Source organism: Kribbella flavida DSM 17836, from assembly GCF_000024345.1.
Taxonomy (GTDB): domain Bacteria; phylum Actinomycetota; class Actinomycetes; order Propionibacteriales; family Kribbellaceae; genus Kribbella; species Kribbella flavida.
This window is the reverse complement of record NC_013729.1, coordinates 19,277-45,317: the sequence shown is the minus strand read 5'-3', so window position 1 is coordinate 45,317 and position 26,041 is coordinate 19,277. Positions and strand designations below refer to the sequence as shown.

At 71.3% G+C, this 26,041-nt stretch carries 25 protein-coding genes; 12 read left to right on the top strand and 13 right to left on the bottom strand.

Going from position 1 to position 26,041, the window contains the following annotated elements:
• Positions 1–105: 105 nt before the first annotated feature.
• Positions 106–1,107: a LacI family DNA-binding transcriptional regulator gene (locus tag KFLA_RS00220; RefSeq protein ID WP_012917730.1), complete on the top strand. Its 1,002-nt coding sequence runs from the start codon at positions 106–108 to the stop codon at positions 1,105–1,107.
• A 121-nt stretch (positions 1,108–1,228) separates the two neighbouring features.
• Here the strand turns inward: KFLA_RS00220 and KFLA_RS00215 are convergent, their stop codons facing one another.
• Positions 1,229–2,383, bottom strand: a complete 1,155-nt coding sequence (locus tag KFLA_RS00215; RefSeq protein WP_012917729.1) for an FAD-dependent oxidoreductase — start codon at positions 2,381–2,383, stop codon at positions 1,229–1,231.
• Between the two features lie 100 nt (positions 2,384–2,483).
• Here KFLA_RS00215 and KFLA_RS00210 point away from each other — a divergent pair, with 100 nt between their 5' ends.
• Positions 2,484–3,089, top strand: coding sequence for a TetR/AcrR family transcriptional regulator (locus KFLA_RS00210; protein WP_012917728.1), 606 nt, complete (start codon positions 2,484–2,486; stop codon positions 3,087–3,089).
• 12 nt (positions 3,090–3,101) lie between these two features.
• Here KFLA_RS00210 and KFLA_RS00205 read toward each other — a convergent pair whose 3' ends face one another.
• Together KFLA_RS00205 and KFLA_RS00200 are read right to left on the bottom strand one after the other, a co-directional pair.
• Positions 3,102–3,842 (bottom strand): rhomboid family intramembrane serine protease, encoded by a 741-nt coding sequence (locus KFLA_RS00205; RefSeq protein ID WP_012917727.1) that lies wholly within the window; start codon positions 3,840–3,842, stop codon positions 3,102–3,104.
• Positions 3,843–3,949: 107 nt separating this feature from the next.
• A complete protein-coding gene (locus tag KFLA_RS00200) occupies positions 3,950–4,492 on the bottom strand; it encodes a peptidylprolyl isomerase (protein WP_012917726.1) in 543 nt (180 codons plus the stop codon).
• A 207-nt stretch (positions 4,493–4,699) separates the two neighbouring features.
• On the opposite strand from KFLA_RS00200, the gene KFLA_RS00195 reads away from it, so the two are divergent.
• A complete protein-coding gene (locus KFLA_RS00195; RefSeq protein ID WP_012917725.1) occupies positions 4,700–5,662 on the top strand; it encodes a hypothetical protein in 963 nt (320 codons plus the stop codon).
• A gap of 91 nt (positions 5,663–5,753) precedes the next feature.
• Here KFLA_RS00195 and KFLA_RS00190 read toward each other — a convergent pair whose 3' ends face one another.
• Both KFLA_RS00190 and KFLA_RS00185 read right to left on the bottom strand, forming a co-directional pair.
• Positions 5,754–6,119, bottom strand: a complete 366-nt coding sequence (locus tag KFLA_RS00190) for a hypothetical protein (protein WP_012917724.1) — start codon at positions 6,117–6,119, stop codon at positions 5,754–5,756.
• A 150-nt stretch (positions 6,120–6,269) separates the two neighbouring features.
• Positions 6,270–6,752 carry a methylated-DNA--[protein]-cysteine S-methyltransferase gene (locus tag KFLA_RS00185; protein WP_012917723.1) on the bottom strand — a complete coding sequence of 161 codons (483 nt, stop codon included), beginning with the start codon at positions 6,750–6,752 and terminating at the stop codon, positions 6,270–6,272.
• 223 nt (positions 6,753–6,975) lie between these two features.
• Here KFLA_RS00185 and KFLA_RS00180 point away from each other — a divergent pair, with 223 nt between their 5' ends.
• The 3 genes from KFLA_RS00180 (at position 6,976) to KFLA_RS00170 (ending at position 11,071) form a co-directional block, all read left to right on the top strand.
• Positions 6,976–7,887, top strand: a complete 912-nt coding sequence (locus KFLA_RS00180; protein WP_012917722.1) for a DUF4328 domain-containing protein — start codon at positions 6,976–6,978, stop codon at positions 7,885–7,887.
• 205 nt (positions 7,888–8,092) lie between these two features.
• On the top strand, positions 8,093–10,249 hold the full coding sequence (locus tag KFLA_RS00175; RefSeq protein WP_012917721.1) for a DUF4328 domain-containing protein: 2,157 nt from the start codon (positions 8,093–8,095) through the stop codon (positions 10,247–10,249).
• Positions 10,250–10,291: 42 nt separating this feature from the next.
• Entirely contained in the window at positions 10,292–11,071 is a 780-nt protein-coding gene (locus tag KFLA_RS00170; RefSeq protein ID WP_012917720.1) for a sugar phosphate isomerase/epimerase family protein, read from the top strand.
• Positions 11,072–11,078: 7 nt separating this feature from the next.
• On the opposite strand, the gene KFLA_RS00165 is transcribed toward KFLA_RS00170, so the two are convergent.
• The gene (locus KFLA_RS00165; protein ID WP_012917719.1) at positions 11,079–11,492 is read right to left on the bottom strand and encodes a PPOX class F420-dependent oxidoreductase; all 414 of its coding nucleotides are present in this window, start codon (positions 11,490–11,492) and stop codon (positions 11,079–11,081) included.
• A gap of 88 nt (positions 11,493–11,580) precedes the next feature.
• Here KFLA_RS00165 and KFLA_RS00160 point away from each other — a divergent pair, with 88 nt between their 5' ends.
• The gene (locus KFLA_RS00160) at positions 11,581–12,174 is read left to right on the top strand and encodes a TetR/AcrR family transcriptional regulator (RefSeq protein WP_063822760.1); all 594 of its coding nucleotides are present in this window, start codon (positions 11,581–11,583) and stop codon (positions 12,172–12,174) included.
• A gap of 182 nt (positions 12,175–12,356) precedes the next feature.
• Positions 12,357–12,527, top strand: a complete 171-nt coding sequence (locus KFLA_RS37760) for a hypothetical protein (RefSeq protein WP_012917717.1) — start codon at positions 12,357–12,359, stop codon at positions 12,525–12,527.
• Positions 12,528–12,573: 46 nt separating this feature from the next.
• Here the strand turns inward: KFLA_RS37760 and KFLA_RS00150 are convergent, their stop codons facing one another.
• From KFLA_RS00150 to KFLA_RS00135, 4 genes are all read right to left on the bottom strand, one after another.
• A complete protein-coding gene (locus tag KFLA_RS00150; RefSeq protein WP_012917716.1) occupies positions 12,574–13,608 on the bottom strand; it encodes an S-adenosylmethionine:tRNA ribosyltransferase-isomerase in 1,035 nt (344 codons plus the stop codon).
• Positions 13,605–14,321 (bottom strand): SDR family NAD(P)-dependent oxidoreductase, encoded by a 717-nt coding sequence (locus KFLA_RS00145; protein WP_012917715.1) that lies wholly within the window; start codon positions 14,319–14,321, stop codon positions 13,605–13,607. The genes KFLA_RS00150 and KFLA_RS00145 overlap by 4 nt, the downstream gene beginning before the upstream one ends.
• 86 nt (positions 14,322–14,407) lie before the next feature.
• Positions 14,408–16,639, bottom strand: a complete 2,232-nt coding sequence (locus KFLA_RS00140; RefSeq protein WP_012917714.1) for a discoidin domain-containing protein — start codon at positions 16,637–16,639, stop codon at positions 14,408–14,410.
• A 111-nt stretch (positions 16,640–16,750) separates the two neighbouring features.
• Positions 16,751–18,016 (bottom strand): FAD-binding oxidoreductase, encoded by a 1,266-nt coding sequence (locus KFLA_RS00135; protein ID WP_237706675.1) that lies wholly within the window; start codon positions 18,014–18,016, stop codon positions 16,751–16,753.
• Positions 18,017–18,682: 666 nt separating this feature from the next.
• Between KFLA_RS00135 and KFLA_RS00130 the strand changes: the two genes are divergently transcribed.
• The 3 genes from KFLA_RS00130 (at position 18,683) to KFLA_RS00120 (ending at position 22,192) form a co-directional block, all read left to right on the top strand.
• A complete protein-coding gene (locus KFLA_RS00130) occupies positions 18,683–19,336 on the top strand; it encodes a TetR/AcrR family transcriptional regulator (protein WP_012917712.1) in 654 nt (217 codons plus the stop codon).
• Positions 19,333–20,874, top strand: coding sequence for a glycerol-3-phosphate dehydrogenase/oxidase (locus KFLA_RS00125; protein ID WP_012917711.1), 1,542 nt, complete (start codon positions 19,333–19,335; stop codon positions 20,872–20,874). The genes KFLA_RS00130 and KFLA_RS00125 overlap by 4 nt, the downstream gene beginning before the upstream one ends.
• Before the next feature lie 103 nt (positions 20,875–20,977).
• Positions 20,978–22,192 carry a DUF4328 domain-containing protein gene (locus KFLA_RS00120; RefSeq protein ID WP_012917710.1) on the top strand — a complete coding sequence of 405 codons (1,215 nt, stop codon included), beginning with the start codon at positions 20,978–20,980 and terminating at the stop codon, positions 22,190–22,192.
• 61 nt (positions 22,193–22,253) lie between these two features.
• Here the strand turns inward: KFLA_RS00120 and KFLA_RS00115 are convergent, their stop codons facing one another.
• A complete protein-coding gene (locus KFLA_RS00115; RefSeq protein WP_041289068.1) occupies positions 22,254–23,030 on the bottom strand; it encodes a protein phosphatase 2C domain-containing protein in 777 nt (258 codons plus the stop codon).
• Between the two features lie 41 nt (positions 23,031–23,071).
• Complete coding sequence (locus KFLA_RS00110; protein WP_237706674.1) at positions 23,072–23,977, bottom strand: NAD-dependent epimerase/dehydratase family protein; 906 nt, start codon at positions 23,975–23,977, stop codon at positions 23,072–23,074.
• A 149-nt stretch (positions 23,978–24,126) separates the two neighbouring features.
• On the opposite strand from KFLA_RS00110, the gene KFLA_RS00105 reads away from it, so the two are divergent.
• The gene (locus tag KFLA_RS00105) at positions 24,127–24,738 is read left to right on the top strand and encodes a pentapeptide repeat-containing protein (RefSeq protein ID WP_012917707.1); all 612 of its coding nucleotides are present in this window, start codon (positions 24,127–24,129) and stop codon (positions 24,736–24,738) included.
• 307 nt (positions 24,739–25,045) lie between these two features.
• On the opposite strand, the gene KFLA_RS00100 is transcribed toward KFLA_RS00105, so the two are convergent.
• Entirely contained in the window at positions 25,046–25,987 is a 942-nt protein-coding gene (locus KFLA_RS00100) for an SDR family oxidoreductase (RefSeq protein ID WP_012917706.1), read from the bottom strand.
• Positions 25,988–26,041: the final 54 nt, after the last annotated feature.

Sequence of the window (26,041 nt, the reverse complement as noted above, 5' to 3'; positions counted from 1 at the left end):
CTACAACGATTAACATCGCCTGTAAAGACCTGACCACTCGGTCACTGGTTCGGTTACGGAATCGTGCCGTGACAGACTTCGCCCAGCGCAGGGGAAGGGACGACGATGGTGACGAGGCTGAGCGACGTGGCGGCACGGGCCGGCGTCTCGGTGAAAACGGTGTCGAACGTCATCAACGACTACCCGCACATCACCTCGCAGACCCGGGCCAAGGTCGAGGCCGCGATCGAGGCGCTCGACTACCGGCCGAACGTCAGCGCCCGGTCGCTGCGCAAGGGCCGCTCCGACTTCATCGCGCTGGCCATCCCGGAGATGGCTTCGCCGTACTTCGCGGAGCTGGGCGCGGCGATCTCCCGGGCGGCGAAGAAGCGCGGCATCACCGTGCTGATCGACCAGACCGAGGGCGAGGCGGCGGCCGAGAAGCTGGTCCTGGACGGGATGCGCGGCCAGCTGATCGACGGCATCATCTTCTCCCCGATCACCACCTCACCGGCCCGGATCGGGCAGACCGAGACCGCCAAACCGATCGTGCTGCTGGGTGAGCGCGACGCCGGCGGCCGGCTGGACCGGGTCGCGGTCGACTCGGTCCAGGCCGCGTACGACGCCACCACCCACCTGGTCTCGCTCGGCCGGCGGCGGATCGCCGCGATCGGCGTCGGCGGCGGCGCGGGCACCGGCTCGGTCCGCCGGCGCGGCTACCGCAAGGCGTTGTCGGCGGCCGGTCTCCGGCACGACCCGGCCCTGGAGCTGGCCGGCACCGGCTACCACCGGGAAGACGGTGCCGCCTCGATGCGCGAACTGCTCGCCCTGCCGGAGCCTCCCGACGCGGTGTTCTGCTTCAACGACCTGCTCGCCCTCGGCGCCCTGCGCACCCTGGCCGAGGCCGGCCTGTCGGTCCCGGACGACGTCGCCGTCGTCGGCTTCGACGACATCGAGGACGGCCGGTTCCACTCCCCGTCGCTGACCACGATCTCCCCGGACAAGGAATGGCTCGCCGACAACGCCGTCGGCCTCCTGCTCGACCGCATCGCCGGCAACGGCGAATCCGAACGCCGCAACCTCACCGTCCCGTACACCTTGCAGGTCAGGGAGTCCACGGCCGGCTAGGACGTACTCGGTCGTCACGTTGGTAGCAGGCGGGTGATGGTGGGAGTTTTTCGAGTGCGCTGTGGCGGCGTTGCTTGTTGTAGTGGTGGAGCCAGGGGGCAAGGGGCAGGTGGGGCGACGGTCACCGTGGGCTGATCGCTGAGAGGCGGACGGCCAGGTTGTGGCGGACGGCCGGCAGGTGGCCCAGGAGGTGGAGGAGGGTGTTGCGGGCGGGGCGGAGGAATGCGGGGGCGGTGGCGATGCGGGTCAGTTGGTGGGCGAGGGCAACGACCTGGAGGGCCTCGGCGCGGGCGGTGGTGGCGTACTGGTCGAGCTCGTGCTCGGTACCGTGCTTCAGGGCTGTGGAGAGGGCGGCGCCGAGAGTGACGGCGTCGCGGAGGCCGAGGTTCATGCCCTGGCCGCCGGCGGGGCTGTGCGTGTGGGCGGAGTCGCCGGCCAGCACGACCCGCCCCGCCCGGTACGCCGGGGCGACGCGCTCGTGGATGCGGAACCGGGAGCCCCAGATCACCTCGGTGACCCGGGTACCGCCTCGCCGCGGGCCACGGGTGTCGAGCAACTCCTGGGCGTAGCGGGCGTCCACGTGCTCAGGCGCCTCGCCCACTTCCGCGACCAGACGGAACGAACCGTCGGGCAGCGGAGCGACGACAAGGACGCCCTCGGTCGCCAGGTAGAGCCGCACCTGATCACCGCGCAGCCCACCGTCGACCCGGACGTCCGCGAGGCTGAACGACAGCGGCAGCGTTTCCCCGACGGAGTCGCCGAGGCCGGCCAGGTCGCGGATCCGGCTGTGCATGCCGTCGGCCGCCACGACGTACCGGGCCTCGATGGTGGCACCGCTGTCGAAGGTGACGGTGGCGCTGTCCGGGTTCTGAGTCAGGCCGGTGGCGGTGCACGGGCGGTGGACGCGGCCCCCGAGCTGCTGGAGGCGGTCGAGCAGGACGCGTTCGGTGACGTGCTGCGGAATCATCAGCGTGTACGGGTACTTGGTCGGCAGGTCGCCGAAGGGCACGCCGATCAGCTCTCGGTCGCCGTCCCGGATGCTGAAGTTCTCCGCCGGCCGACCCAGTTGTACCAGCTCGTCGGAGACGCCGAGCTGCTCCAGCATCTCCAAGGTGCGCGCGTGGATCACGGCGGCGCGGGAGGTGTTCGCACCCTCCGCCAGCTTGTCGACCACGGCGACCTGGTGCCCATTGCTCGCCACCGTCGCCGCCGCGGCGAGCCCAGCGGGCCCGGCTCCGACGACCAGTACCTCCACCTGCTCCGGCAGTCCGTCCATGACCATTCCTCCGAAGTCAACAGTTGTTGGCCAACGCTTGTTGACCCAACTGTAGAGCGGCCTCCTGCAAGGTCAACAGGCGTTGACCTAAGCTGGTGCCATGGCGACGGAGCAGCGCGACCAGACGGCGACCGGACGGCGGTCGGGGGACCGGACCCGGGCGGCGATCCTGGCGGCGGCGCGCGAGCGGTTCGCCGCGGACGGGTACGAGCGGGCGACGATCCGGGCGATCGCGGCGGACGCGGCGATCGACCCGGCGATGGTGATGCGCTACTTCGGCACCAAGGAGAAGCTGTTCGCCGCGGCGGCCGAGTTCGACCTGCGCCTGCCGGACTTCGCGGCCCTGCCCCACGACCAGCTCGGCACCCGGCTGCTCGAGCACTTCCTGGACCGCTGGGAGGCCGACGACACCCTGATGGCGCTGCTCCGCGCGGCCGTCACGAACGAGTCGGCGGCCGAGCGCCTGCGCCAGATCTTCGCCGCCCAGCTGGCCCCGGCCATCGCGGCGCTCGCCGGCGAGGGGGACGACGGCGTAGACCCGGAGGTGCGGGCCGGGCTGGTGGCGACGCAGACGATGGGACTGGCGCTGTGCCGGTACGTGCTTGCGCTCGGACCGATCACTTCGATGCCCAGGGCAACGGTCATCGCGTGGCTCGCGCCGACCGTCCAGCGCTACCTCACCGCCGACGACCCGACCGAGCCCTGAGACGGCAGGAACTCAGGTCCTGGCGCGATCCCGGCGCCACTTCGTCTCCCGCAGGAAGAGCCACGCGATCGCGGCGCCGGCCAGGAAGCCGCCGAGGTGACCCTGCCAGGAGATGTTCGGGAAGAGGAAGGAGATCACCGCGGTGATCGCCACGTAGGCGAGGATCCAGGTGACGTCCATGCCGCGCGCCCGGCTGATCACCAGCAGCGCGCCGACCAGGCCGAGCACCGCGCCGGAGGCACCCAGCGTGGAACTGACCGGGTTGGCCAGCAGCCAGACCGCGATGCTGCCGCCGAGCGCGGACAGGAAGTACAGCAGGACGAAACGGAGCCGGCCGAGCATCTGCTCCAGCAGCGGACCGACCTGGTAGAGCATGAACAGGTTCGAGAAGATGTGGAAGATCTGCAGGTGCGTGAAGGCGGAGGTGAACAGCCGCCACGGCTCCGAGTCGACCAGCACCGGCACCAGCACGAGGTCGTAGACCAGGGTGCTGTTGCCGGCCCGGACCGCGATGAAGACCAGCACGTTCAGCACCAGCAGGATCAGGGTGACGACCTGGGTGTTGCCGCGCGCGACGCCGCCGAGCGACGTCCGGGTGCGCGGAACCGACTTGACGCCCTCGGCGAAGCAGGACGGGCACTGGAAGCCGACGGACGCGGCGTTCATGCAGGCGGGGCAGATCGGCTTCTCGCAGCGCTGGCAGCGCACGCCGGTGGGCCGGTCCGGGTGCCGGTAGCAGACGGTCTCGGTCACGCGGCGGTCCTCTCCGTGGCCTGGCACGACACTGGAAGTCACGAAACGGCCGATCCGAAGATCGGCCGCCCGGTGGTGGTCCCGGCCCGGGGCCGGGACGAATCAGCTCAGCTCGCGCGCTTCTCGATCTGCACGCTGTTGATCACGATCGGCTCGACCGGACGGTCGCCCGCGCCGGTCTTCGCGGTGGCAATCGCGTCGACGACCTTCTTCGACTCGTCGTCGGCGACCTCGCCGAAGATGGTGTGCTTGCGGTTCAGGTGCGGGGTCGGCACCACGGTGACGAAGAACTGCGAGCCGTTCGTGCCGCGGCCGAACTGGATCCCGGCGTTCGCCATCGCCAGCAGGTACGGACGGTCGAACTGCAGGTCCGGGTGGATCTCGTCGTCGAAGCTGTAGCCCGGCGAGCCGGTACCGGTGCCGAGCGGGCAGCCGCCCTGGATCATGAAGCCGTCGATCACCCGGTGGAAGCCCAGACCGTCGTAGAAGCGCTCTGTCTTCTTCTCGCCGGTCTCCGGGTCGGTCCACTCCTGGGTCCCGTCCGCCAGCCCGACGAAGTTCTTCACCGTCTTCGGCGCGTGGTCAGGGAACAGCTTGATGACGACGTCGCCCTTCGTCGTCTGCAAGGTCGCGAACAGTTCTTCGGCCACGGGACTACTCTCCTCATCGGATGACGGCTGACATCGCCGATCCTGTCACGACGGATCAAACTGTCCGGCACCGACCGGCCGTTTATCGGCTGGGTACGTCGTACGATGCAGACGAAGCCGGATTTGTCCAGAGCCGTACCAGGTCGTCCATACCGCCGTGGGTCGACGGAATGCCCGTGTGTCGCGGGCGACCACCGAGGAGGAACCGTGGGTTTGTTGAAGTCCAAGGGCCGGGTCGAGACCGCCAAGGACCGGGTCCGGCCGCTTGCCGAGTCGGCATCGCAGAAGGTCGCGCCGGTCGCGAGCCAGGTCCGCGATCACCTCGGGCCGGCCGTGGGCACCGCACGGGACAAGGTGTCGCCGTACGCCGAGAAGGCGGTCGAACGCGGCGCCACCCTCGCGCACGCCGCGGTGGAGAAGGCCGGACCGGTGATCGACGACGCGCTGAGCAAGGTCGGCCCGGCCACCGAGCACGCGGCCGAGAAGGCCCGGGAGCGGATGAACGACGACGTCCTGCCGAAGGTGACCGCCGCACTGGCCGCACTGGCTGCCGCCGCGGAGCCGGTGGTGGCGGAGACGTCGCGGCGTGGCAAGGCCACCAAGGCGGCGCTGCGCGGTGAGCTGCAGGTCCCGAAGAAGAGCCACAGGCTGCGCAAGGTGGTGCTCTTCCTCGGCTTCGGCGCTCTCGCCGCCGCCGCGGTGAAGAAGCTGCTCACGCCGCCGGAGCCGGCCTGGCAGTCCACCCCGACCAGTGGCCGCGACTACAGCTCGGCCCCGGCCGGCTCGCGCGGCACGAGCACCACCGGCGGCGACAAGTCGGCCGCGGCCGGCAAGTCGGCCACCGACGAGAAGCCGGACACCGCAGCGTCCAACGGCACCACCGGCACCGGTACCACCGGTACCACCGGCAGCGCGCAGGCCACGGCGTCGAAGACGGCCCAGAGCCCGAGCAGCCAGAGCCCGACCAACCAGAGCTCGACCAGCACGACCTCGAGCAGCACCACCTCGACCGGCCAGACCTCGACCGGCCAGGGTTCCAGCGGCCAGAGCTCGACCGGCGAGAGCAAGGCCGACGAGACCAAGGCCGCGGCGAACGGCACCGCCAAGAAGGCGAGCACCACCGCGAAGAAGTCGGCCGGCCCGAACAACAGCAAGCCGACCGACTCCTGAGTCGTTCCCGCAACCGCAACGGCGAAGGCCGCGATCCCTCGGGTTCGCGGCCTTCGTTTTGTTCTGCCGTGCTGTGGTTCCGCAGCCCTCGTCAGAGCTTGTCGCCGCTGCCCTCGGCCTCGAGCGGCGCGGTCCCGTCCTCGACGTCGGCCGGGCCGCGAGTGGTGGAGATCCGGCCCGCCGACAGCAGCTGAGTCGCGTACCGGTGAGTGATGCACGGGTAGGTCCCGCCGCAGTGCTGGCAGACGGCGTCGTTGCGGTGCATCCACGGCAGCACACCGAATCGCTTCGTCCTGGTCAGCGGCTCCCGGTCCGGGGCGTGCAGCTGGAGTGCCGCCCGCGCCGCGCTCTGGATCTCCGGCGCCGACCACTCCTCGGCGCTCTTGTCCATCAGCGCGCTGAGGTCCGGGTGGAGATGGGCGCCGGAGGCCGGCGGATCGGCAGGGGACTGGGTCATGTCGTCTCCGGGCTGGGTCGGGGCGGTGCCGGGACCGGACCGGCTGGCACGGCTGTTTGAAACGTGTCGGTCTGATCGCTCCCGGCGACACTAACGCCTGAACGGGCGACCTCGGCCACCGCCCGGCGCTACTTCTGAGTAAGGGTTCGGTCAGGTCCAGAGGTTCTCGAACGCGACCCGGGCCTCCAGCTCGAGCAGGTGCCGCTTGCGGGGGATGCCGCCGCCGAAGCCGACCATCTTGCCGCCCGCGCCGACCACCCGGTGGCACGGCACGACGACCGGCAGCGGGTTGCGGTTGCAGGCGACGCCGACCGCGCGGGCCGCGCCGGGATCGCCGACCGCCTTCGCCACGTCGCCGTAGGTCTGCATCTCGCCGTACGGAATCCGGGTCAGCTGCTGCCAGACGGCGCGCTCGAAGGTCGACCCGGCCGGAACCGACAGCGGCAGGTCGAACGTGGTCCGCTCGCCGGCGAAGTACGCCTTGAGCTGCTCGTGCGTCTCGGTCAGCAGTGGATCGGGCACGGTCAGCGGCTCGACGTCGTCGACGGCGCCGAACCGCACGCAGCACAACCCGGTGTCGTCGACCGCGAGGCACAGGTCACCGATGGGCGAATCGATCACGGACCAGCGCATGGCTCCATCCTCCGCCCCGGCACCGACACTTTCGCCGGGACGGCGGCAGAATAGGGGCGCTGTTCCCGGCCGGAGCGCCGGTGCGGGGAACGGACGGGGCGCCGGGCACGCAATGTCCTCGCCTGATCACACCGCGTTGTGCTATTTCTGAGTCGCCCGCCTCCGAGGTGGAAGTCCGCCCGGCCGTCGATCCCGCGCCGGGCCTGGCAGCGAGGGGTTGTCCGTGACCGGTTCCACTGCGGCAGGTCCACCGCTGCAGCCCGAGCCGATCCGCCCCGACCCACTGCGTCCGCCGGCCACCGACCTGCCGTCGTACCTGCCGGAGACCCAGCGGTCGAGCACGCCGCAACCCCCTCAGTACCAGCCGGCTCCGTACCTGCCACCGCCGTACGCCGGTCCGGCGCCGAACGGCGCGCACCTCATGCCGACCCGGCCGCCGCAGCCGCCGCTGGACCGCTGGTTCACCTCGGAGCACGCGATGGGACTGGCCGCCTCGATCCTGATCGGCGTGGTCACGGTGATGAGCTGGGCCACCGCCTGGTCCGACTGGAACTCCTACCGGACCCTGCGCCGGTACGCCGGCGACCCGGACCGGATGGACGACGCGGACCTGATCTCCGGCCTGTTCGGCATCATCGCCGCGCTCGCGCTGTTCGCGGCGGCCGCGGTCTTCGTGGTCTGGCTGTGGCGGGTCCGCTGGAACGCGGAGATGTTCTGCCGCGGCGAGCACCGGTTCACCCGTGGCTGGGTGCTCGGCAGCTGGATCGTCCCGGTGGTCAACCTCTGGTACCCCAAGCAGGTCGTCGACGACGTGGTCGCGGCCAGCGATCCCCGCACGCCGCCGCACGTGCCGACCCTGCGCGGGATCCCCGGCACCCGGCTGGTCTGGGCCTGGTGGCTGACCTGGGTGGTGGGCCTGGTGCTCGACAACATCGCCCAGCGCAGCGTGCTGGACGGCGCTGCCGAGCTCGGCGAGCTCCTGCAGAACGCGGTGATGTCGACGGTGTCAGCGGTCAGCACCACCGCCGCCGCGGTGCTCGCGGTGCTGCTGATCCGGCGGATCAACGACCTGCAGACCCAGCGCCCGTGGACGCCGTGGTGGGCGGTCGAGCCGCCGCAACCTCCTGCGCGGTAAACCAACCCGTCACGGACCGTCCACTGCCTCGTTACAAGAGGTGATGGGCGTTGGAAAAGAACTCGTTAAGTCGATACCCTCCGTGCTGGGCTCGGCTCCCCACGGGTACTTACTTCGTGGTATCAATGGGGCTCGGTCACGCGGGGGCAGGATTCGACCGAAACGCCGACCAGACGGAGTTCCAGCAACGCGAGGGACGCACGACGTGAGCCACCCGCACACGGCGGTCTATTCCGCTGCCGAAACCGACGACGAGTGGCAGCCGCATGCTGCTGAGGAGTTCCAGCAGGTCGGCACGGTCGGCAAGCTGGCGACCGCTCTGCTGTTCACCTCCACGCTCACCCACCTGCTGGTGACCTGGTCGGACTGGAACACCTACAACGCGGTCAGCCAGTTCCTCGGCGACGGCGCCGACGTCGACATGGCGATCCTGAACCGCGCCGACACCATCGCCCGGCTCACCTCGATCCCGAACGTGATCGTCTCGGTCGCCGCCGCCGTGGTCTTCGTGATCTGGCTCTGGCGGGCCCGGGTCAACTCCGAGGTCTTCTGCCAGGCCGACCACCGGCGTGGCCACGGCTGGGTGCTGGCCAGCTGGTTCTGCCCCGGCCCCAACCTCTGGTACCCGAAGCAGATCGTCGACGACGTCTGGCTGGCCAGCGATCCGCGGACCCCGGTCTACGCCGACGACCTGCGCCGGTACCGGACGCCGTTGCTCACCCAGGTCTGGTGGCTCACCTGGATCGGCGCTCTCGCGTTCGACGTGGTGATCCGGCGGTTCCTGATGTGGATGGACCCGACCGTCGGCACGCTGCGCGGGATCGCGCTGGCCGGCACCGCGTCACTGCTGCTGACCGCGGCGGCCGCGGTCGGCGGCACGCTGGTGATCCGCAAGATCAACGCGATGCAGACCAGCCGCGAGTGGATCCCGTGGTGGGACCAGCGCGAGCCGAAGCTGACCGCGGTCCCGACGTACGCCGACGACGACACTTCCGAGCAGCAGCCGATCGCCGAGCCGATCGCGACCCCCACGCTGCGACTCGAGCGTTCCCCGGCTCCGCAGAGCCAGCCCCCCCAAAGCCAGAGCGCTCAGAGCCAGTACGGCGGCGCGGCCGGCAGCCCGTTCGGCGCGCCGGCGGGCAACCCGCTCGGGGCCGGGCCGGGGCTGGCCGGCGGTTCGCCGTTCGCACCCCCCGCGGCCAGCACGCCGGCCGAGGACGAGGCGCCGAAGTGGAGCCCGTTCGCCCCGGCGGCGCAGACCTGGCAGGACAGCGGCCCGGAGACCCAGCAGTTCAACCCCGCCGAGCTCTGGCGGGACGAGCCGGGTCCGGTGGAGGAAGCGACTCCGTCCTACCAGCAGACCTCCGCCGGCCAGGAGGCGCCGAGCTGGTCGACCACCTCGTCCAGCTACCGCAGCGCCGACGACGACCTGCTGTCCGCGCCGCTGCCGAGTTGGCAGGCCGAGACCGTCGCTCCGCCGTCGCTGTCCCTGGTCCAGCCCGACCCGTACTCCTACCAGCCCGACCCGGCCCCGGTGGCCGAGCCGGAGCCGTCCTGGTCCTCGTCGTACGCGCAGGGCTACGACTACCAGACCTCGTCCGACTACCTGACCTCGTCGGAGCCGGTCCCCGAGCCCGAGCCCGAGCCCGCACCCGTTGCGCGCGCCGGTCGCCGGGCCGCTCGGGTCGCGGTGGACAGCCCGTCGACCGTCCAGCCGGCGGCGCCGACGTACCAGGAGCCGACGTACCAGGAGCCGGCCGTCACGCCGGACGACGACTACCTGACCCCGTCGAAGCCGCTGCCCCCGGTCTCGCCGTACGCGCCGGAGCCGACGTACAGCCCGGAGCCGACGTACAGCCCCGAGCCCGCCTACGCGCCGGAGCCGACCTACCCGGCGTACGACGCCCCGGCGGTCCCGTCGAGCTACGAGTCCGCGTACACGCCGGACTACGGCTCCACGTCGTACGGCAGCAGCTCGACCTACTCCGACTACAACTCGTCGTACACGCCGGAGCCGACGTACGACAGCTACAGCTCGACCTACGACAACTACAGCTCGAGCTCCTCCACCGGATCGAGCTACGAGGCCGGCAACAGCAGCTACGACTACAGCCCGAACTACGCGCCCGAGTCGTACGGCACGGACTACAGCGCGACGCCGGAGCAGAGCACCGACTACACCGCGCCGGCAGAGCCGCAACAGCAGACGCCGTACTCCTACGAGCCCGCGGAGCCACCGGCCGCCCACGGCACCGGCCGCCGGCCGAACGTCGAGCACGACCCGGCCACCACCTCCGGTGAGCACGCCGGCTCCGGCGAGCACGCCGCTCCCCGCACCCACCCTCGCCGCCGCTGGGTCTGAGCTGACCCAGCTGGGCGCTCGAGCCGACCCCAGGGACAGCAGATGACATTGGGTTTCTCCACGCTGGGCTGCGCCGGCGAGCCGCTCGACGCCGTCCTGGACCTCGCCCGCCGGCACGACATCGCGGGCCTCGAGCTGCGCGCGGCCGACGACGAGTTCACGCACGTGGGACTGACCGCGTCCGAACGGCGGGACCTCCGGCAGCGGATCGAGCACGCCGGGCTGGAGATCCTCGCGATCAACAGCTACGTGCACCTGTGCGGCGTCGAGGAGCAACCGCTGGACGCCCATCTCGAGCTCGCCGCCGACCTGGGCGCTCGCGGCGTCCGGGTGTTCCTGCGGGACGACCAGAGCGCGGCCCGGCCGGACGGGCCGACACCGGGCGAGTTCCGCGCGATGGATCGGGTGGCAAGGGCTCCCAAGGACGTCAGCGTGCTGCTCGAGACGCACGACACCCACTCGTCCGGCCAAGCGATCGCCGCCTTTTGCCGGCTGCTGGACGCCGAGGTCCCCGGCCACTCCGCCAGGGGGATCTGGGACGCCGCCCACACCTGGCGCACCGGGGAGTCGCCGGCGGAGTCGCTCGACCTGCTGCGTCCGTGGCTCGAGTTCGTCCAGATCAAGGACTCCGACTCGCGGCAGGACTTCAAGCCGGTCCCGATCGGCACCGGCGACTACCCGATCGACCGACTCCTCCAGGCCCTCGGCGACAGCGACTACCCTCTCTCGCTCGAGTGGGAACGCAAGTGGCACCCACACCTGCCTCCACTGTCCGAGGCACTCGCCGCGACCCGCACTTGGCTGACCACCGCCCAGCAGTGAGTACGCCCTAAGCCGCGGTGTGCTCCGTACGGCGTGGCGCAAAGGCGTCGGCGTCGACCGGACGGCCGTCGAGGTGCCAGCTCCAGCTGACGGTCGGAGTGATCCGCAGGTACGTGCCGGCGCCGAACTGACCACCCCGTTCGACCACCTCTGCCGTGCCGTAGACGCGGAGGAAGCGGGGCGACCACGGGTCGGTCGAGGGCAGGTCGTCGATCACCAGCGCCACCTGGCGGCGGCCGTTCCAGACGTTGACCACCTTGCGGGTGCGCTCGGGGTTCAGCCCGCCGCCGACGTAGAAGTAGGCGCCGTCGTACTCGAAGCCGACCGGTACGACGTCCGGTTGGCCGTCGGCGCCGACGGTGGCGATCCGGGCCAGCGGCTGGGAGTTCAGGTAGTCGAGCTCTTCAGCGGTGAAGGTCATCGGGATGGCTCCTTCCAGGGGTGAGCAGCTAAGGTACAACGATCGTTGTAATCAGTACAACGATCGTTGCACCTTGGCAGGAGGACCGGTGGACAAGCGGGCGGCAGTGCTGGCCGGTGCGCGGCGGGTGTTCGCGAGGGACGGCTACGCGCGGGGCAGCATCGACGTGATCGCGGCCGAGGCCGGAGTGTCGACGCGGACGATCTACAACCACTTCCGGGACAAGTCCGGCCTGTTCGCCGCGGTGATCCAGGACAGCGCGGCCGGAGTCGCCGCCGCGCAGCTCGAACTGGTCGACCGCCACCTCGGCGCCGTCGACGACCTCGAGAACGACCTCGTCGCGTTCGGCATCGCCTGGCGCACCCCGGTCCCAGGTCACGCCGAGCACTCTGCGCTGGTGCGCCAGATCAACGCGGAGGCGGCCCACATTCCGGCCGAGGTGATCGACACCTGGCGGCAGACCGGTCCACTGGCAGTCCGCCGCGCGATCGCCGACCGCTTCGCTGCCTTCGCCGCCGACGGACTGCTTGTCGTCGAGGATCCACTGCGCGCCGCCCTGCACTACTCCGCCCTGATCAGTGGGGCCGACCCCTCATTCCGGTCAGTGGCCGAGGACGACCTGACCGAGACGGTGACCGCCGGGGTGCACGCCTTTCTGCACGGGTACGGCGCCGACCGTTGAAGATCGAAGCAATTGGCCTAGGCCACAATCTGACGTCGATCCGGAGTGGCGCATGACCCGGGGCCCACGTCACTCGTCACACGTGAGGAAGTCCCTAACGGGGGACCTTCACAGGTAAGGACACGTTTCATGACCAGTACGACGCAATGCCCGCACCGCCGGGTGGACCGGTGGTGGGTCCGATGAGTCCGCGCGCGGTGGACAAGCGGGCCCGGCCCGGCAACGAAGGCGGCCCGGCTGCCACCGAACCGGCCGCCGACCTCGCCGCGGTCGGTACCCCGGAGAACGCCGGCACCGCGCTGTCCGCCGCGACCGACGGCCCGGCCGGTGCCGCCGACGCGGAAGTCACCTGATCGGGGCCCGGCCCTGCACGGTCAGCGCCCCCGGTCGGAGCAGGCCCTAGCCGCGCAGCAGCAGGCACGTGTCGCCGAACTCGTGCCACAGGTAGCCGCGGTCGAGCGCCGCGTCGTACGCGTGCTGCACGGCCTCGCCGCCGACCACCGATTCCAGCAGGAGGAGGTGGGACGCCTCCGGCGCGTGCATGCCCGTGATCAGTCCGTCGACGACGGCAGTGGGTCGCTCCGGGCTGAGCACGAGGTCGGTCCAGCCGCTCGACGCGACCACTGAGCCGCTCGGCAGAGCTGCTGTCTCGATCGCGCGGACCGCGGTCGTGCCGACGGCGATCACCCGCCCACCGGTGGACTTCACCCAGTTGACCAGCCGCGCGGTGTGCTCCGGTACGGCGTACCTCTCGGCCAGAGGTGGTTCGTGGCTCTCCAGCGAGGACACTCCGCAGTGCAGCAGGATCGGTGCGATCAGCACGCCGGCCGCCGCCAACTGGCTCACCAGCTCGAAGCTGAACGGCCTGCCCGCACTGGGCATCTCCGCCGAACCAGGCTGGTTCGCGAACACCGTCTGGTAGAGCGCCAGCGGCCACTGCTGATCGACGTACTGGTAGGTGATCGGCCGTCCGTGGCGCCGCAGGTAGTCGACCACCTCGGCCACCGGCGGCTGCGCGCGCCACAGCCGAGTCGAGCCCGCCTGGTACGGCGCCAGCAGCTTCAGCACGCCTTCCGGCAGTTCCACCTGGTCGCCGGTGGAGCCGGCGAGCATCGGCAAGCCGTTGCTGCGCAGCTCGACCACCCACGTGCCGTCGTCGAGCTCGGTGGAGAAGTGCACCACCACGGGCGTCACTCCGGAGCTGCTGATCCACGAGCCCTCGACAGCGGCGGCCAGTGTGCCGGAAGTGTTCACCAGCAGCAGATCACCCGCTCGAAGGTGCTCCCCGAGCCGGTCGAACCTGGTGTGCGTGACGGTCGACCCCTCCGCGACCAACAGCTTCACCTGATCCCTGGACAGACCACGGGCCTCCGGCGGCTCGACCGCGTTGAGCTCGTCCGGCAGCGTGAATCTGGTGTGCGGCCGTAGCCTCACGGGGTCACCGCCGGCGCGAACTCCGAGGCCCGGTACCGCCCACTCGCCGGCCGGCTGTCCAGCAGCCCGAGGAACGCCGGAACGACGGACGCCGGCTCCGGGCGGTCGGAGATGTCCTCGCCCGGGAAGGCGGCCTGGTGCATCGCGGTGCGCAGATCGCCGGGATCGACGGCGTACACCGCGAGGTTGGGGTGCTCGACGGCGAGGACGGCGCCGGCGTGGTCCAGTGCGGCCTTGGCGGAGCCGTAACCGCCCCAGCCCTCGTAGGCCTCGACCGCCGCGTCGGAGCTGATGTTCAGCACCATCCCGGCGGCCGCGAGCAGGTCGGGCAGCAGGGCCTGGGTCAGCGCGATCGGCGCGACCACGTCGACTTCGTAGACGCGGCGGAGCTCGCTGAGGTCGGCGGACGCGAGCCGTTGCAGCGGGCTGGGACCGAGATAGCTGGCGTTGTTCACCAGCAGGTCGAGCCGGCCCAGCTCGCCGACGGCGTCGACCAGGTCGGCGCGGTGCTCGGGATCGGTGACGTCGCCGGCCAGTGGCACGACGTCGGTCTTGGCGGCCAGTGCGTCGGCCACGTTCTTCAGCGCGTCGGCGCCGCGGGCGTCGATGATCAACGACCAGCCGCGGTCGGCGAGGCCGTGCGCGAGCGCGAGACCGAGGCCGGCCGAGGCGCCGGTGACGAGGGCGACCGGACGGGTGAGTGAAGGAGTCATGCCCGCCACTCTCATCCTTCAAGCCGACTTGAGGTCAAGCGGTCGGCGGAGCGGCCAGACCGGGCAGGGCCCGGCCGCTCCGGTCCTCAGGACCCGTAGACCTCGTACTCCGACAGCTGTCCCGCGGGCCAGCCGGTGTTGCCGGTGAAGGTCAGCCGTACGTGCCGCGCACTGGCCACCGCGGGCAGCGTGATGGTTGCCGTGTTGCCCGATCCGGGGTCGAAGGTCCGGCCGGCCGCACCGGCCAGCTGGTTGTACGTCGATCCGTTGCTGCTGCCGTGCACCGCGATCGTCTGGGTACGAGCGCCCCAGGCCGAACTCGGCGGCAGCTTCAGCACCAGCCGCTTGACGTTCTGGCTGCTGCCCAGGTCGACGGTGAGGGACTGCGGCCACGCGTTGTTCGCGCTTTCCCAGTAGCTGGTGGCATTGCCGTCCACCGTGTTGCCCGGCACGTAGTTCTGGACCTGGCTGCTGGCGGACACCGGCTTGCCCGCCGCGAGGTTGCCGGTCGGCGGCAACGGGTCCGTCCCACCGCCGCTGCCCGGCGCGACCCAGGTGCAGCCGTTCCAGGTCGAGTCCCACCCGCTGTTGCCGGCGCCGCGGTTCAGCGCGAACGTGCCGCCCGGGTAGGCGCAGTTGTAGACGCCCGCCCGGCCGATCCCGCTGGCCCGGACGTTCGTGACGGTGGCGGACCCGGTCGTCTCGGCCTGGAACGCGAACGTGCCGGCCCCCTCGATCGAACCACCGTCCACGGTCACGTTCTGCACCGCGCGCCCGGCACCACCCCCGTCGACGAACTGGTACGCCGACCACGGGCTGGCCACGATCCGGTTCCCGGTCAGTCGCACCTGGGCGTTGATCGGGCTGTCGTAGGCATCGACCCGGAGCGCGCCGTGCGGGTGGTTCTGGCCCCAGTTCGGGTTCATCGCCCCGGTCCGCAGCAAGGTGTTGCCGGACACCGTGATCGTGCCGGCCAGCGGGAAGAACGGCGACCCGAACGACTGGTTCGAGATCGCGATGCCGCCGCCGAGCGGGTTGGTGTCCTGGATCAGGTTGTCCCGCACGGTCAGGTCGGTGCCGCCGTAGATCGCGATGCCGTTCGCCAGGTTCGGCTGCACGATCGTGTTGTTGGCGAACACCGAGCTCCGGTTGGCGGCGTGCAGCGACCAGGCGGCCAGCGCGTCGTCACCGGTGTTGCGCAGGTAGTTGTTGCGCACCTGCGCGTTGTACGCCGTGCCGTTCAGGTTCAGGCCGTCGGCGGTCAGGTCGTAGAACCGGTTGTTCTCGACCACCAGGTTGTCGTTGTTGCCGGTCAGCCAGAGCCCGACCTTGAGGTGCTGCAGCCACAGCCCGGAGACGACCGAGTTCGGGCCGAGACTGCCGTTGACGAAGTTGTCCGGCGAGTGGTCGTTGCGCTCGGTCACGTCGCCGATCACCGCGAAGTCGTGCAGCCGGACGTTGCCGGCGCCGTTCGGGCGGTCGATCAGGTGGTGGCTGAGCAGGACCGAGTGCCAGTGGCCGGCGCCGCGGATCGTCACCCCGTCGGGGTTGATCGTGCCGCCGACCCGGTACCGGCCCGGCGGGATCCAGACCACGCCACCGGAACCCCGGGCGGCGTCGATCGCCTGCTGGACGGCGCCGGTGGAGTCGCCCGCGCCGCTCGGGTCCGCGCCGCGGTCGGTGATCGCGATCGACCCGGCCGGCCGTGCGGCGGCGCCGGCGACCTGCTCGAACTCGACGTCGTCGATCGTGTACGGACCGGCGGTGTTCTCGCCGTCGACCTGCAGCTTGATCTTCGCGCCCGCCCCGACCGTGCGACCCAGTTGCAGCCGGGCGTGGTCGTAGAGCTTGTGCGTGCGTGATCCGGCGATCCAGCTGGTGTCGAGGAAGCTGTACCGCGACGTCACCGCGAGCTGCTGGGTCAGTTTCTGCCCGTCGACGTACACCGACAGGCTGCCGGCGCGGCCATCCGGAACGGAGTACGCGACGGTGATGGCGTTGGTGGTGGCGGGCGCGGTGAACTCGACGTACTGGCCGCTGTTCAGGGTGACGGCCTGGCGGTTCGATGCCTCGGCGGCGAGCGTGCCTTGGGCGTAGCTCGGGCCGATTCGGGTGCCGTTGGTCGCGGAGTTCTCGGCTTCGACGATGGTGAAGGGCAGGGAAGCGCCGACGGCCTGGACGGCTGCCGGCTGGAGAGCGATGAGCTGGTGGGAGCCGACGGCAGTGGCGGAGAGGCCGGTGCCGGTGGTTGCGGTGGTCAAGGCGATGGCCAGCACGGCGAAGCGCCGGCCGGGACGTCTGGGAGCGGACGGAGGCATAGAGCTGCACCTTCCTCGGGGGCGGAGCCTCACCTTAAGAAGGCAGATAACCTTGCGCAATAGTTCGCGCGCTTTATGTAATTCTTTGACACTCCAGACGTGGAAGAGCCGTCACCTCTCCGGGAGCAGGATCCCCGGGTTCAGCACGGCGGCAGGATCCAGCACCCGCTTGACCGCTTGCAGTGCCTCGACGGCCAGCGGTCCGATCTCCTCCTGGTAGGCCTCGCGGTGGTCGGTGCCGACGCCGTGATGGTGGGTGATCGTGCCACCCGCGCGGCCGATCGCCTCGTTCGCCGCCGTCTTGGCGCGGCGCCACTGGGCGAGGGGGTCGTCGGTCTGCGCGCAGACCACGGTGAAGTACAGCGATGCCCCGGTCTCGTACACGTGCGACACGTGGCACAGCACCAGCGGCGGTGTGCCCGACTCCGAGAGCGACTTCACCAGCGCCGCGGTCACCGCCGTCTTCAGCTCCGGCACCTTCGACCAGAACCCGGCCGTCTCCACCGTCTCCACCAGCGCGCCTTCGTCGAGCAACGGGTCACGCAGGTACGGCGCCCGGTACCGGCCCTGCCGCCAGGTCTCACCGGGGCCTGGACCCGCCGACTCGCCGCCGGCCGCCGTCAGCACCTCCGCCACCGCGGCCCGGCGTACGGCGGTGGCGCTGCCTTCGAAGCCGACGATCGCCAGTACGCCGCCCGCTCCGCCTGCGAGGACGTCGGGATCGGCGAGGTTGACCGCGGTCTCGGCCTCGTCGGACAGCCGCAGCACGGTCGGCAACGGCCCGTCCTGGGCGAGCCGGCGGATCGCGTCCAGGCCCTGCTCGAACGTGCCGAACCGCCAGCCCTCGAAGAAGCGCTCGACCGGTCGGGGCCGGATCCGGACCACCACGGAGGTGATGATGCCGAACGCACCCTCGGACCCGAGCCACAGCTGCCGCAGATCCGGCCCGGCCGCGGACATCGGCGCCCGGCCGAGCTCGATCGTGCCGCGCGGCGTGGCGACCGTCAGCCCGACGACCATCTGGTCGAACCGCCCGTATCCCGCCGACGACTGCCCGCTCGACCGCGTCGCGGCGTACCCACCGATCGATGCGCCTTCGTACGACTGGGGGAAGTGGCCGAGCGTGTACCCGCGTTCCGCGAGCATCGCCTCCGCCGCCGTCCCACGCACCCCCGCCTGGAGCCGCGCCGTTCGCGACACCTCGTCCAGCTCGACCAACTGGTCGAGCCGGCTCAGATCCACCGCGACGAACCGGCGGCTGGGGGCCAGCCCGCCCACCACCGACGTCCCCCCGGCGTACGGCACGACCGCGATCCTGTCCGCGGCGCATCGTTCGAGCAACCGCAGTACGTCGTCGTGCGACCCCGGATACACCACCGCCGCCGGCACATCCGCCCGATCCGCCGCCCGGAACTTCAGCAGATCAGCTGTCGAATAGCCCCGCGTGTGCCCCCATCGTGCCTCCCAGTCCGCCCGAACCCACTTGTCTCCAAGCACCTCGACCAACGCCCCCAGCACCGCACGATCAGCAACCGCTCGAGCGCCGACCTCCGGGACATCACCCGGCTGCCCCCAACCCACGCGGCTCTCCTCCGACCCGAAGCGCACCCCCTCACCCCCGGGCGGGCCGGCGAAAACACCCCTCGCCTTGTCGCCGGCACCTCCGCCGGCACTCCCGCCGGCACCTCCGCCGGCATTCCCGCCGGCACCTCCGCCGGCATTCCCGCCGGCACCTCCGCCGGGCCCAGCCGTCGGCTCATCCGCTCCGGGCCCTTCGCTTTCCTTTCCTTCGACCGGCGCAGCCGGGCGGCGTACACCCAGGTGCTGGAGAGCAGCGAGCGCAGCAGCCGGCAACTCGACCGTCCGCGCCGGATCACCCCAGCGCCCCGGCGTGAGTTGCACCACCGGCAGGTCGGACTCGCTCATCGTGCACTCCCCATCGGACGGCTTCGGGGGTAGCGTCCGGCGAGGTGGAACCCCCTGGTCCCCACCTCGCCGGACCGTTCCCGCGGCACCAGAGTCGCTGATACACTCTGACGCGTGATGTCTCAGCGTAGCAGCGATTTCGCTTCCGCCGCCACCGGCACCGACCCCGCGCCCACCGGCCGGCCGGCCCCCGCCAACGCGATCGGCGAGCAGCGCATCCTCGACGCGGCGTACGAACTGCTGCTCGCGATCGGCATGCGCCGGATGACGATGGCCGACATCGCCCGGCACGCCGAGGTGTCCCGCGCGACGCTGTACCGCCGGTGGCCGAACGTGCAGGCCGTCGTCGCCGCGCTGATGACCCGGGAGTGGACCACCGCCCTGGTCTCCGCCTTCCAGCCCGACGCGGTCGACGGGCGCGCCCGGCTGGTCGAAGGAGTCGTCGAGGTCGTCGCGAAGACCCGCACCCACCCGCTGATGCGCAAGATCATCGAGCTCGACCCGGAGTTCCTCACGCCGTACTTGCTGGAGCGGCGGGGCAGCAGCACGGTCGCCCACCTCGCCCTGGTCGCCGAGGGCATCAAGGCCGGCCAGGCGGACGGCTCGATCCGCGCCGGCGACCCGGACTGGCTGTCGCGGCAGATCATCCTGGTCTCGCTCGCCTCGGCGGTGTCCGGTCCGGTGCTGGCCACGGCGGACGAGTATCCGCGGCTGGACGACGAGCTCCGGACCATGCTGACCCGCTACCTGGTGCCGGATCCGACGCCATGATCTCCGTGGGCAACGCCAGTCTGAACGCCGCCCGGCGAGCCAAGGAGCTCGACTGGCTCGACACGCACCGCAAGGTCGACGTGCTGGTCGTCGGCGGCGGCGTGACGGGCACCGGCGTCGCCCTGGACGCGGCCGCCCGCGGCCTGACCGTTGCCCTGGTGGAGAAGCACGACCTCGCCTTCGGCACCAGTCGCTGGAGCTCCAAGCTGGTGCACGGCGGACTGCGGTACCTGGCGTCCGGTCACGTCGGGATCGCCTACGAGAGCGCCGTCGAGCGCGGCATCCTGATGAAGACGACCGCGCCGCACCTGGTGCACCCGGTGCCGCAGGTCGCGCCTTGGTTGCCGGGAGCAAGGTTCGCGCAGGCGGCCATGCTGCGGTCGGCCTTTCTCGGCGGCGACGTGCTGCGGACCTTCGCGCACACCAGCGACGACTACCTGCCGCACTCCCGCCGGGTCAGTTCCGCGGAGGTCCTGCGCTACGCGCCCACTGTCGCGCCGAACGGCCTGCGCGGCGGCTTCCTCACCTGGGACGGCCAGCTGTACGACGACGCGCGGCTGGTCGTCGCGATCGCTCGCACCGCCGCCCTGTACGGCGCCCGCGTGCTGACCCGGTGCGCTGCCGAGCAGGTGACCGGCCGGGGTGCCGTCGTCGTCGACCAGCTGACCGGCCGGCGGATCGACGTGGACGCCCGGGTCGTCGTGAACGCCGGTGGCATCTGGGCCGACCAGGTCGCCGCCGGCATCAAACTGCGGCCGAGCCGCGGGACGCACCTCGTCCTGCCGCAGTCCGCGTTCGGTGGCTTGTCCGCCGTGCTGACCGTGCCGGTGCCGGGCCAGGTCCGCCGGGTGGTGATGGCGATCCCGGCGCCGGACGACCGGGTCTACGTCGGCCTCACCGACGAGGAGGCGCCGGGACCGGTCAGCGACGTACCGGTGGCCACCGACGCGGAGATCGACTTCCTGCTCGGCACGATCAACACGGCCGTGCGGGAGCCGCTGACCCGGGCGGACCTGCTCGGCACGTACGCCGGACTGCGGCCATTGCTCGACACCGGGCATCACCGGGGCGAGGACAAGTCGGCCGACATCTCCCGCCGGCACGCGGTGATCACCAGCCCCGACGGGGTGGTGACGATCGTCGGCGGCAAGCTCACGACGTACCGGCGGATGGCGCAGGACGCGCTCGACACCGCGCTGGCCCAGTCGTCGCTCGAGGTGCGCCGGCCGTGCCTGACCCACCGGATCCCGCTCGTCGGTGCCGCCGACCGGGTCCAGCTGGCGGCGGTCCGGGCGCCGGCGCGCTTCGTCCAGCGGTACGGAGTCGAGGCCCCGGACGTGATCGCGGGCGACCCGGCCTTGCTGGCGCCGGTGGCGCCGGGGCTGGCGACGACGCACGCCGAGTTCCGCTTCGCCGTCCGCCACGAAGGCGCGCTGACCGAGGACGACCTACTGGACCGGCGGACCCGGCTGGGTCTCTCCGCCGCCGATCGCGCGATGGCCCTGCCCGCGGCGCAGGCGGCGTTCGCCTCGGTCTGAGCGACCGCAGGGGCTGAGCCTGGTGAGGCCTGTGGACAACTCTGGGGACGCACCGGTGCTGCGATAGCTTTGTTCGTAACGGCGACCTGGGGAGGTGGAGATCGTGAGTCAGCCGTATCCGGGCCCAGGTCAGTACCAGGGTCATGCTCAGCACGTCGGTCAGTTCCAGGGCGGTTACCCGCTGCCCGGCACGTCGCGGGCGAAGTACCGCTCGATGCGCCGGCTCACCCTGGTCACCATCGCGCTGATGGCCGCCACGACCGTGGTCAGCGGGATTCAGGCCGTGCTGCTCTGGTCGTCGTACGACGAGGTCAAGAGCCTGGTCTACGGACTGCTCTCCGACGAGGAGATCGAGCGCGGCGCCCAGGCCGTGGCGGGCAGCGGGACGATGCTCAACCTGCTCGGCTACGCCTTTCTCGCGGCCGGAATCGTCGTGATGGTCTGGGTCCGGCAAGCGCGGGAGAACACCGAGGTCCTCAATCCGCTCCACGGCACGTACCAGGGCGTCCCGGCTCAGGGCGTCCACCGGCACTCGCCGGGATGGGTCGTCGGCAGCTGGATCTGCCCGATCGTCCAGTTCTGGTACCCGCTGCAGGTGGTGGAGGACGTCGTCCGCGCCAGCGAACCGCCGAACCAGCCGGGAGTGGCACGCTCCGGCCAGGTCCGCGGACTGCTGTACGGCTGGTGGGCGGCCTGGGTCGCGTTCTGCGTCATCGCCGTCGGGGGAGGCGCCTACGCCGTCGTCAGCTTCATCGGCTGGGTGGTCCGGCTCGTCGACCGGGCGGATGCCGCCAGCGCCTCCGGCGACTACGTCGACATCTACGACCTGCAGGACTACCTGGTCCGGCTCGCGCTGGGGGTGAACATCGGCTTCACCGTCGGCACGGTGCTGCTGGTCATCGCCGGCACCATGCTGTCGCTGCTGCTCCTGCGCGTCTCCGGCTGGTACGACGCCCGCATGCCCGCGACCGGCGTGCCGCTCGGGCCGCCGCTGCCGGCCACTTCCCCGTCCTACCTGCGGCCGCAGGACACCACCCCGCAGTACGCGCCCCGTCCGAGCCAGGCGCTGCCCGGTGCACAGGACCCCCGAGGCTTCGGCTACCAGGCGCCGGCGACCTGGACCGGCGGGCAAGGGCTGCACCAGCCCGGCCCGTACGGGCCTGGCGGCTACGGAGGCACGACCGGCTCCAGCCCGAACGCTCCGCTGCCGCCCTACAGCACTGGCCCGCAGGCGCCTCGCGCCGACCACCCGGAGCCCCCCACTCCAACCCGCGAGTCGGGTCCGCACACCGACTCCCCCGGGGGCACCGGCCGCTGACGGGCGCGTCGCCGGCCGGGCTCTCCGTCCCAGGCGGCCTGCACCACACAACTCGCAGTCGTCAACCTTCGGCGCGACGGCCAAGGCGGCAGAGCACCGCCGTCGCGTCGTCGTGCCGTTTCCCGCGGAAACTGCCGATCGCCGCCGCCGTGTCGTAGGCGCGCACCCGATCGACCAACCCTCGCGGACCGCTGGCCTCCAGCACCGCGACCAGCTCCTGCCACGAGTGCCCGTACCGCTCGGCGTACCGCGAGGCCCCGTCGCTCAGCACCGCGAACACCTCGACCTGGTCCCGCTCCGTCGCACCCCGCACCGCCTCGTACGCCGCCTTCGGCTCGGTGCTCGCCACCCAGAACCCGCCCGGCTGGTTCCGCAACCGCCGAACGCTCTCCAGGGTGTACTCCGGCAAGTGGTCGATCCGGTCGTCGGCGACCAGGGTGACCCGACCGTCCGGCGCCCGCAGCACCACCGGTGAGTCCGCCAGCACGAGATGCTCCACGACGTCCGGCCCGACCCGGACCATTGAGACCGTCGACGACGGGCTGTCGGGATTCGTCAGGTCGCAGTGGTTCGCGTGCGAGGCGCCGACCGCGGTGATCGCGTCCGCGAGCAGATCCGGCAACGGCGCGACTGACCGCCCGACCAGGGGAGTTGCGAGCTCCGCGCCGAGCCGACGGACCAGCCAGGCCACGTCGTGCCGGCATCCGGAGTCAACGCCCCGCGGCGCGGTCGCCCCGTCCAGCACCACGACGAAGTCCGGCCCCACCAGCGCCAGATCCTCGTTCCCACCGGCCGGCTCTCGATCAGGCGCCGCCTCACACACCGACCAGCTCTCCACGACTCCATTCAACCGTGGGCGGCCGACGATGGGTGGAGGGGTCAGTCCTGCTCGCGGCCCGCCCAGGTGTCGGTCAGCGACTGGTCGAGCGAGACCTGGCAGCTCCAGCCGAACTGCTTCTCGATCAACGTGGTGTCGGCCTGCTGCCACGGCACGGTGTCCGCGGGGGAGCCGGCGTGCCCGTCGTGCACCTGCCCCTCGACCACCTTCGTGTCGGTCCCGCTGAGCTCGACCAGCCGGTGCACCACCTCCCGCGCCAGCGTCGCCTGCCCGGAGCCCACGTTCAGCACCGGCGGCGGCTTCTCCTCCGTGGTCGCCACCGCGAACACCGCCTCGGCGACGTCGCGCACGTCGACGTAGTCGCGCCAGGCCTCGAGCGACCCGGTCTCCAGCGTGTCCGTCGTGCCCAACTGCCGCACGACCCGGCCGAGCAGCGTGCTCGCGGGGGAGCCCGGCCCGCTGATGTTGAACGACCGCAGCACCACCGCGTCCGCGCCGTTGCGCTGCGCCCGCAGGACCAGCTCCGACCCGGCGAGCTTGGTCAGCCCGTACGCCGCTCCCGGCCCCGGCTCGAACTGCTCGTCCTGGCTGGTGCCGCGCGGCGCCCCGCCGTACTCCGCGGCGGAGCCGATGTGGAGGAACCGCGCGTTGTTCGCGGTCCGGTGCATCGCGGCCAGCAACGCCTCCACCGCGACCACGTTGCCGCGGGTCAGCTCGACCGCGTCGCCCTGGGTCGCGCCGGCCGCGTTGACGATGACCGTCGGCTTGTACAGGGACAGCAGCGCGTCGAGGGCGTAGCAGTGCCCTTCGGCGAGGTCGAACTGCCGGTGCGGGTCGCCCGTGCTGCGACTCATGCCGCGGTGCTCGATCCCCCGCTCGTCCAGCAGTGCGCAGATCCGGCTCCCGAGGAAGCCGCCGGCGCCGAAGACCATCACCCGTTCCGTCATTTCCCCATCGTGCCCGCTGTCGTTGTCGATCCTCTCAACTTTGTCCGTCGAGGTCGTCACAATGCAGTCATGCCGCAGCGCGCGGCCGGCCGCCCTCGCCCCGGAGGCCTGTGGACAACCCCGCTCCGGCGGGCCTGGAGAGGAGTGCTGTGGCCGACCGCCTGCACGGGCGTCCCGCGCCCGCGACCGACTCGACCGTCCGGGACTGGGACGACGCGGACCCGTCCGGGCAGACCTACACCCGGGTGCTGTTCATCGACAGCGACCTGACCGAGGTGGCGAACACCGGTGGCGTCTTCGAGCAGTGCACCTTCCGCGGCGTCCGGTTCAACGCCTCCACGCACACCGACGCCGCGTTCGTGAACTGCACGTTCGTGCGCTGCTCGTTCTTCGACACCACATTCACCCGGTGCAAGCTGATGGGCAGCTTCTTCGACGACTGCACCTACAACCTGCTCAAGGTCGAGGCTGGCGACTGGTCGTTCGCCGGTCTGCCCGGCGCGGACCTGCGGGCCACCGAGTTCCGCGGCGTGAAGCTGCGCGAGGCCGACCTGACCGGCGTGCGCGCCGCGAAGGCGGTCCTGCGCGACGTCGACCTGTCCGGAGCCATGCTGCACCGGGCGGATCTGACCGGCTGCGACCTCCGCGGCTCCGACCTGTCGTCGCTCGATCCGCTCACCGTCGAGCTCCGGCAGGCCGTCATCGACCTGCCTCAGGCGATGGTGATCGCGCAGGCCCTGGGCCTGGACGTGCGGCCCTGATTGTGGATATCCACCAGTTGATCCACAGCCTGTGGATAACCTTCCACTCTCCGTGCTTCTCGCCCGGCGCCCGCACCGAAGCCGCGCCACGGCCCGCAACCGCCTCGTCGCCTGAAGCATCGCCGGCCGCGCCGCACCATCCGTCCGCCGGTGCGGCACGTTGCCCGGATGACGCCACGCAGCTCGCACGCCTTCTTCGTCGTCGACACGGACCTCACCCGGCGCACCCACGACGCCGTCCACGCGGCCGAAGCAGCGTCGGGTGTCCAGCTGCCCGCCGGCTACCGCGAGCTCATGACCGCTGCTTTCAGGCTGGGAGCGACACCTTCGTCAGTTCTTCGGAGAGCTGCCAGACGCGTCGGGCTTCCTCGAGGTTGCTGAGAGGGGAGTAGAGCTTCTGTTCGGCGGGCGGGCCGCCGACGTGGCCGGGGCCGCTGGGGCCGTAGAGGCGGGCGCCCTCGGCCTCGGTGGAGGTGGCGGCGTACAGGGCGGGGAAGCCGGCGGACTCGACGGTCCCGAGCAGGATGCCGCGGGCGGACAGGGCGCTGATGAGTTTGCGGCCCAGGGTCTCGTGATCGCGCCCCACTTCGGGGCGGGCGGCGAGCAGGTTCGTCGGGGCGACGCCGGGGTGGGAGAGGTTGCTGGTGATGCCCCAGCCTGCGGCCCGGCTGCGGCGGTCGAGCTCGAGGGCGAAAAGCCCGAAGGTGATCTTCGACTGCCGGTAGGCCTTCATGCCGTTGTACGAGCGGTCCCAGTTCAGGTCGGCCCAGTTGATGGCGCCCCGGTTGGCCGCGATGCTGATCTGCGAGGTCACCCGGGCGCGGCCGGCCCGCAGCAGCGGAAACAGCTGGGCCACCAGAGCGAAGTGGCCCAGATGGTTCGTGCCGAACTGCAGCTCGAACCCGTCGTCGGTCGTCTGGCGGTCGGGCGGCGTCATCACGCCGGCGTTGTTGACCAGAAGGTGGATCGGCCGGCCGGCCTGGCGCAGGGTGTCACCGAGGGCTGCGACCGCGTCGAGCGACGACAGGTCGAGGTCGAGCAGCGACACCGCGGCGGCCGGGGCCGCCTGCCGGATCGCGGCGACAGCGGCTTCGCCTTTGCGGCGGTTCCGTACCGGGAGCACCACCTCGGCCCCAGCCGCGGCCAGCCGGGTGGCGATCCCGAGGCCGATGCCGTCGCTGGCGCCGGTGACCACGGCACGCTGCCCCGTGAGGTCCGGCACGGTGAAATTGAGGGGTATGCGGGGCATCTGGTCCTCCTGGGTCGGTGATCCTGCAGCCAATGTATGCGGTGACTACAATGT

Coding starts and splice junctions, on each gene's coding strand:
- KFLA_RS00220 (WP_012917730.1), top strand. CDS start 106: ATGGTGACGAGGCTGAGCGACGTGGCGGCACGGGCCGGCGTCTCGGTG.
- KFLA_RS00215 (WP_012917729.1), bottom strand. CDS start 2,383: ATGGACGGACTGCCGGAGCAGGTGGAGGTACTGGTCGTCGGAGCCGGG.
- KFLA_RS00210 (WP_012917728.1), top strand. CDS start 2,484: ATGGCGACGGAGCAGCGCGACCAGACGGCGACCGGACGGCGGTCGGGG.
- KFLA_RS00190 (WP_012917724.1), bottom strand. CDS start 6,119: ATGACCCAGTCCCCTGCCGATCCGCCGGCCTCCGGCGCCCATCTCCAC.
- KFLA_RS00185 (WP_012917723.1), bottom strand. CDS start 6,752: ATGCGCTGGTCCGTGATCGATTCGCCCATCGGTGACCTGTGCCTCGCG.
- KFLA_RS00170 (WP_012917720.1), top strand. CDS start 10,292: ATGACATTGGGTTTCTCCACGCTGGGCTGCGCCGGCGAGCCGCTCGAC.
- KFLA_RS00165 (WP_012917719.1), bottom strand. CDS start 11,492: ATGACCTTCACCGCTGAAGAGCTCGACTACCTGAACTCCCAGCCGCTG.
- KFLA_RS37760 (WP_012917717.1), top strand. CDS start 12,357: ATGAGTCCGCGCGCGGTGGACAAGCGGGCCCGGCCCGGCAACGAAGGC.
- KFLA_RS00145 (WP_012917715.1), bottom strand. CDS start 14,321: ATGACTCCTTCACTCACCCGTCCGGTCGCCCTCGTCACCGGCGCCTCG.
- KFLA_RS00140 (WP_012917714.1), bottom strand. CDS start 16,639: ATGCCTCCGTCCGCTCCCAGACGTCCCGGCCGGCGCTTCGCCGTGCTG.
- KFLA_RS00130 (WP_012917712.1), top strand. CDS start 18,683: ATGTCTCAGCGTAGCAGCGATTTCGCTTCCGCCGCCACCGGCACCGAC.
- KFLA_RS00125 (WP_012917711.1), top strand. CDS start 19,333: ATGATCTCCGTGGGCAACGCCAGTCTGAACGCCGCCCGGCGAGCCAAG.
- KFLA_RS00110 (WP_237706674.1), bottom strand. CDS start 23,977: ATGACGGAACGGGTGATGGTCTTCGGCGCCGGCGGCTTCCTCGGGAGC.
- KFLA_RS00100 (WP_012917706.1), bottom strand. CDS start 25,987: ATGCCCCGCATACCCCTCAATTTCACCGTGCCGGACCTCACGGGGCAG.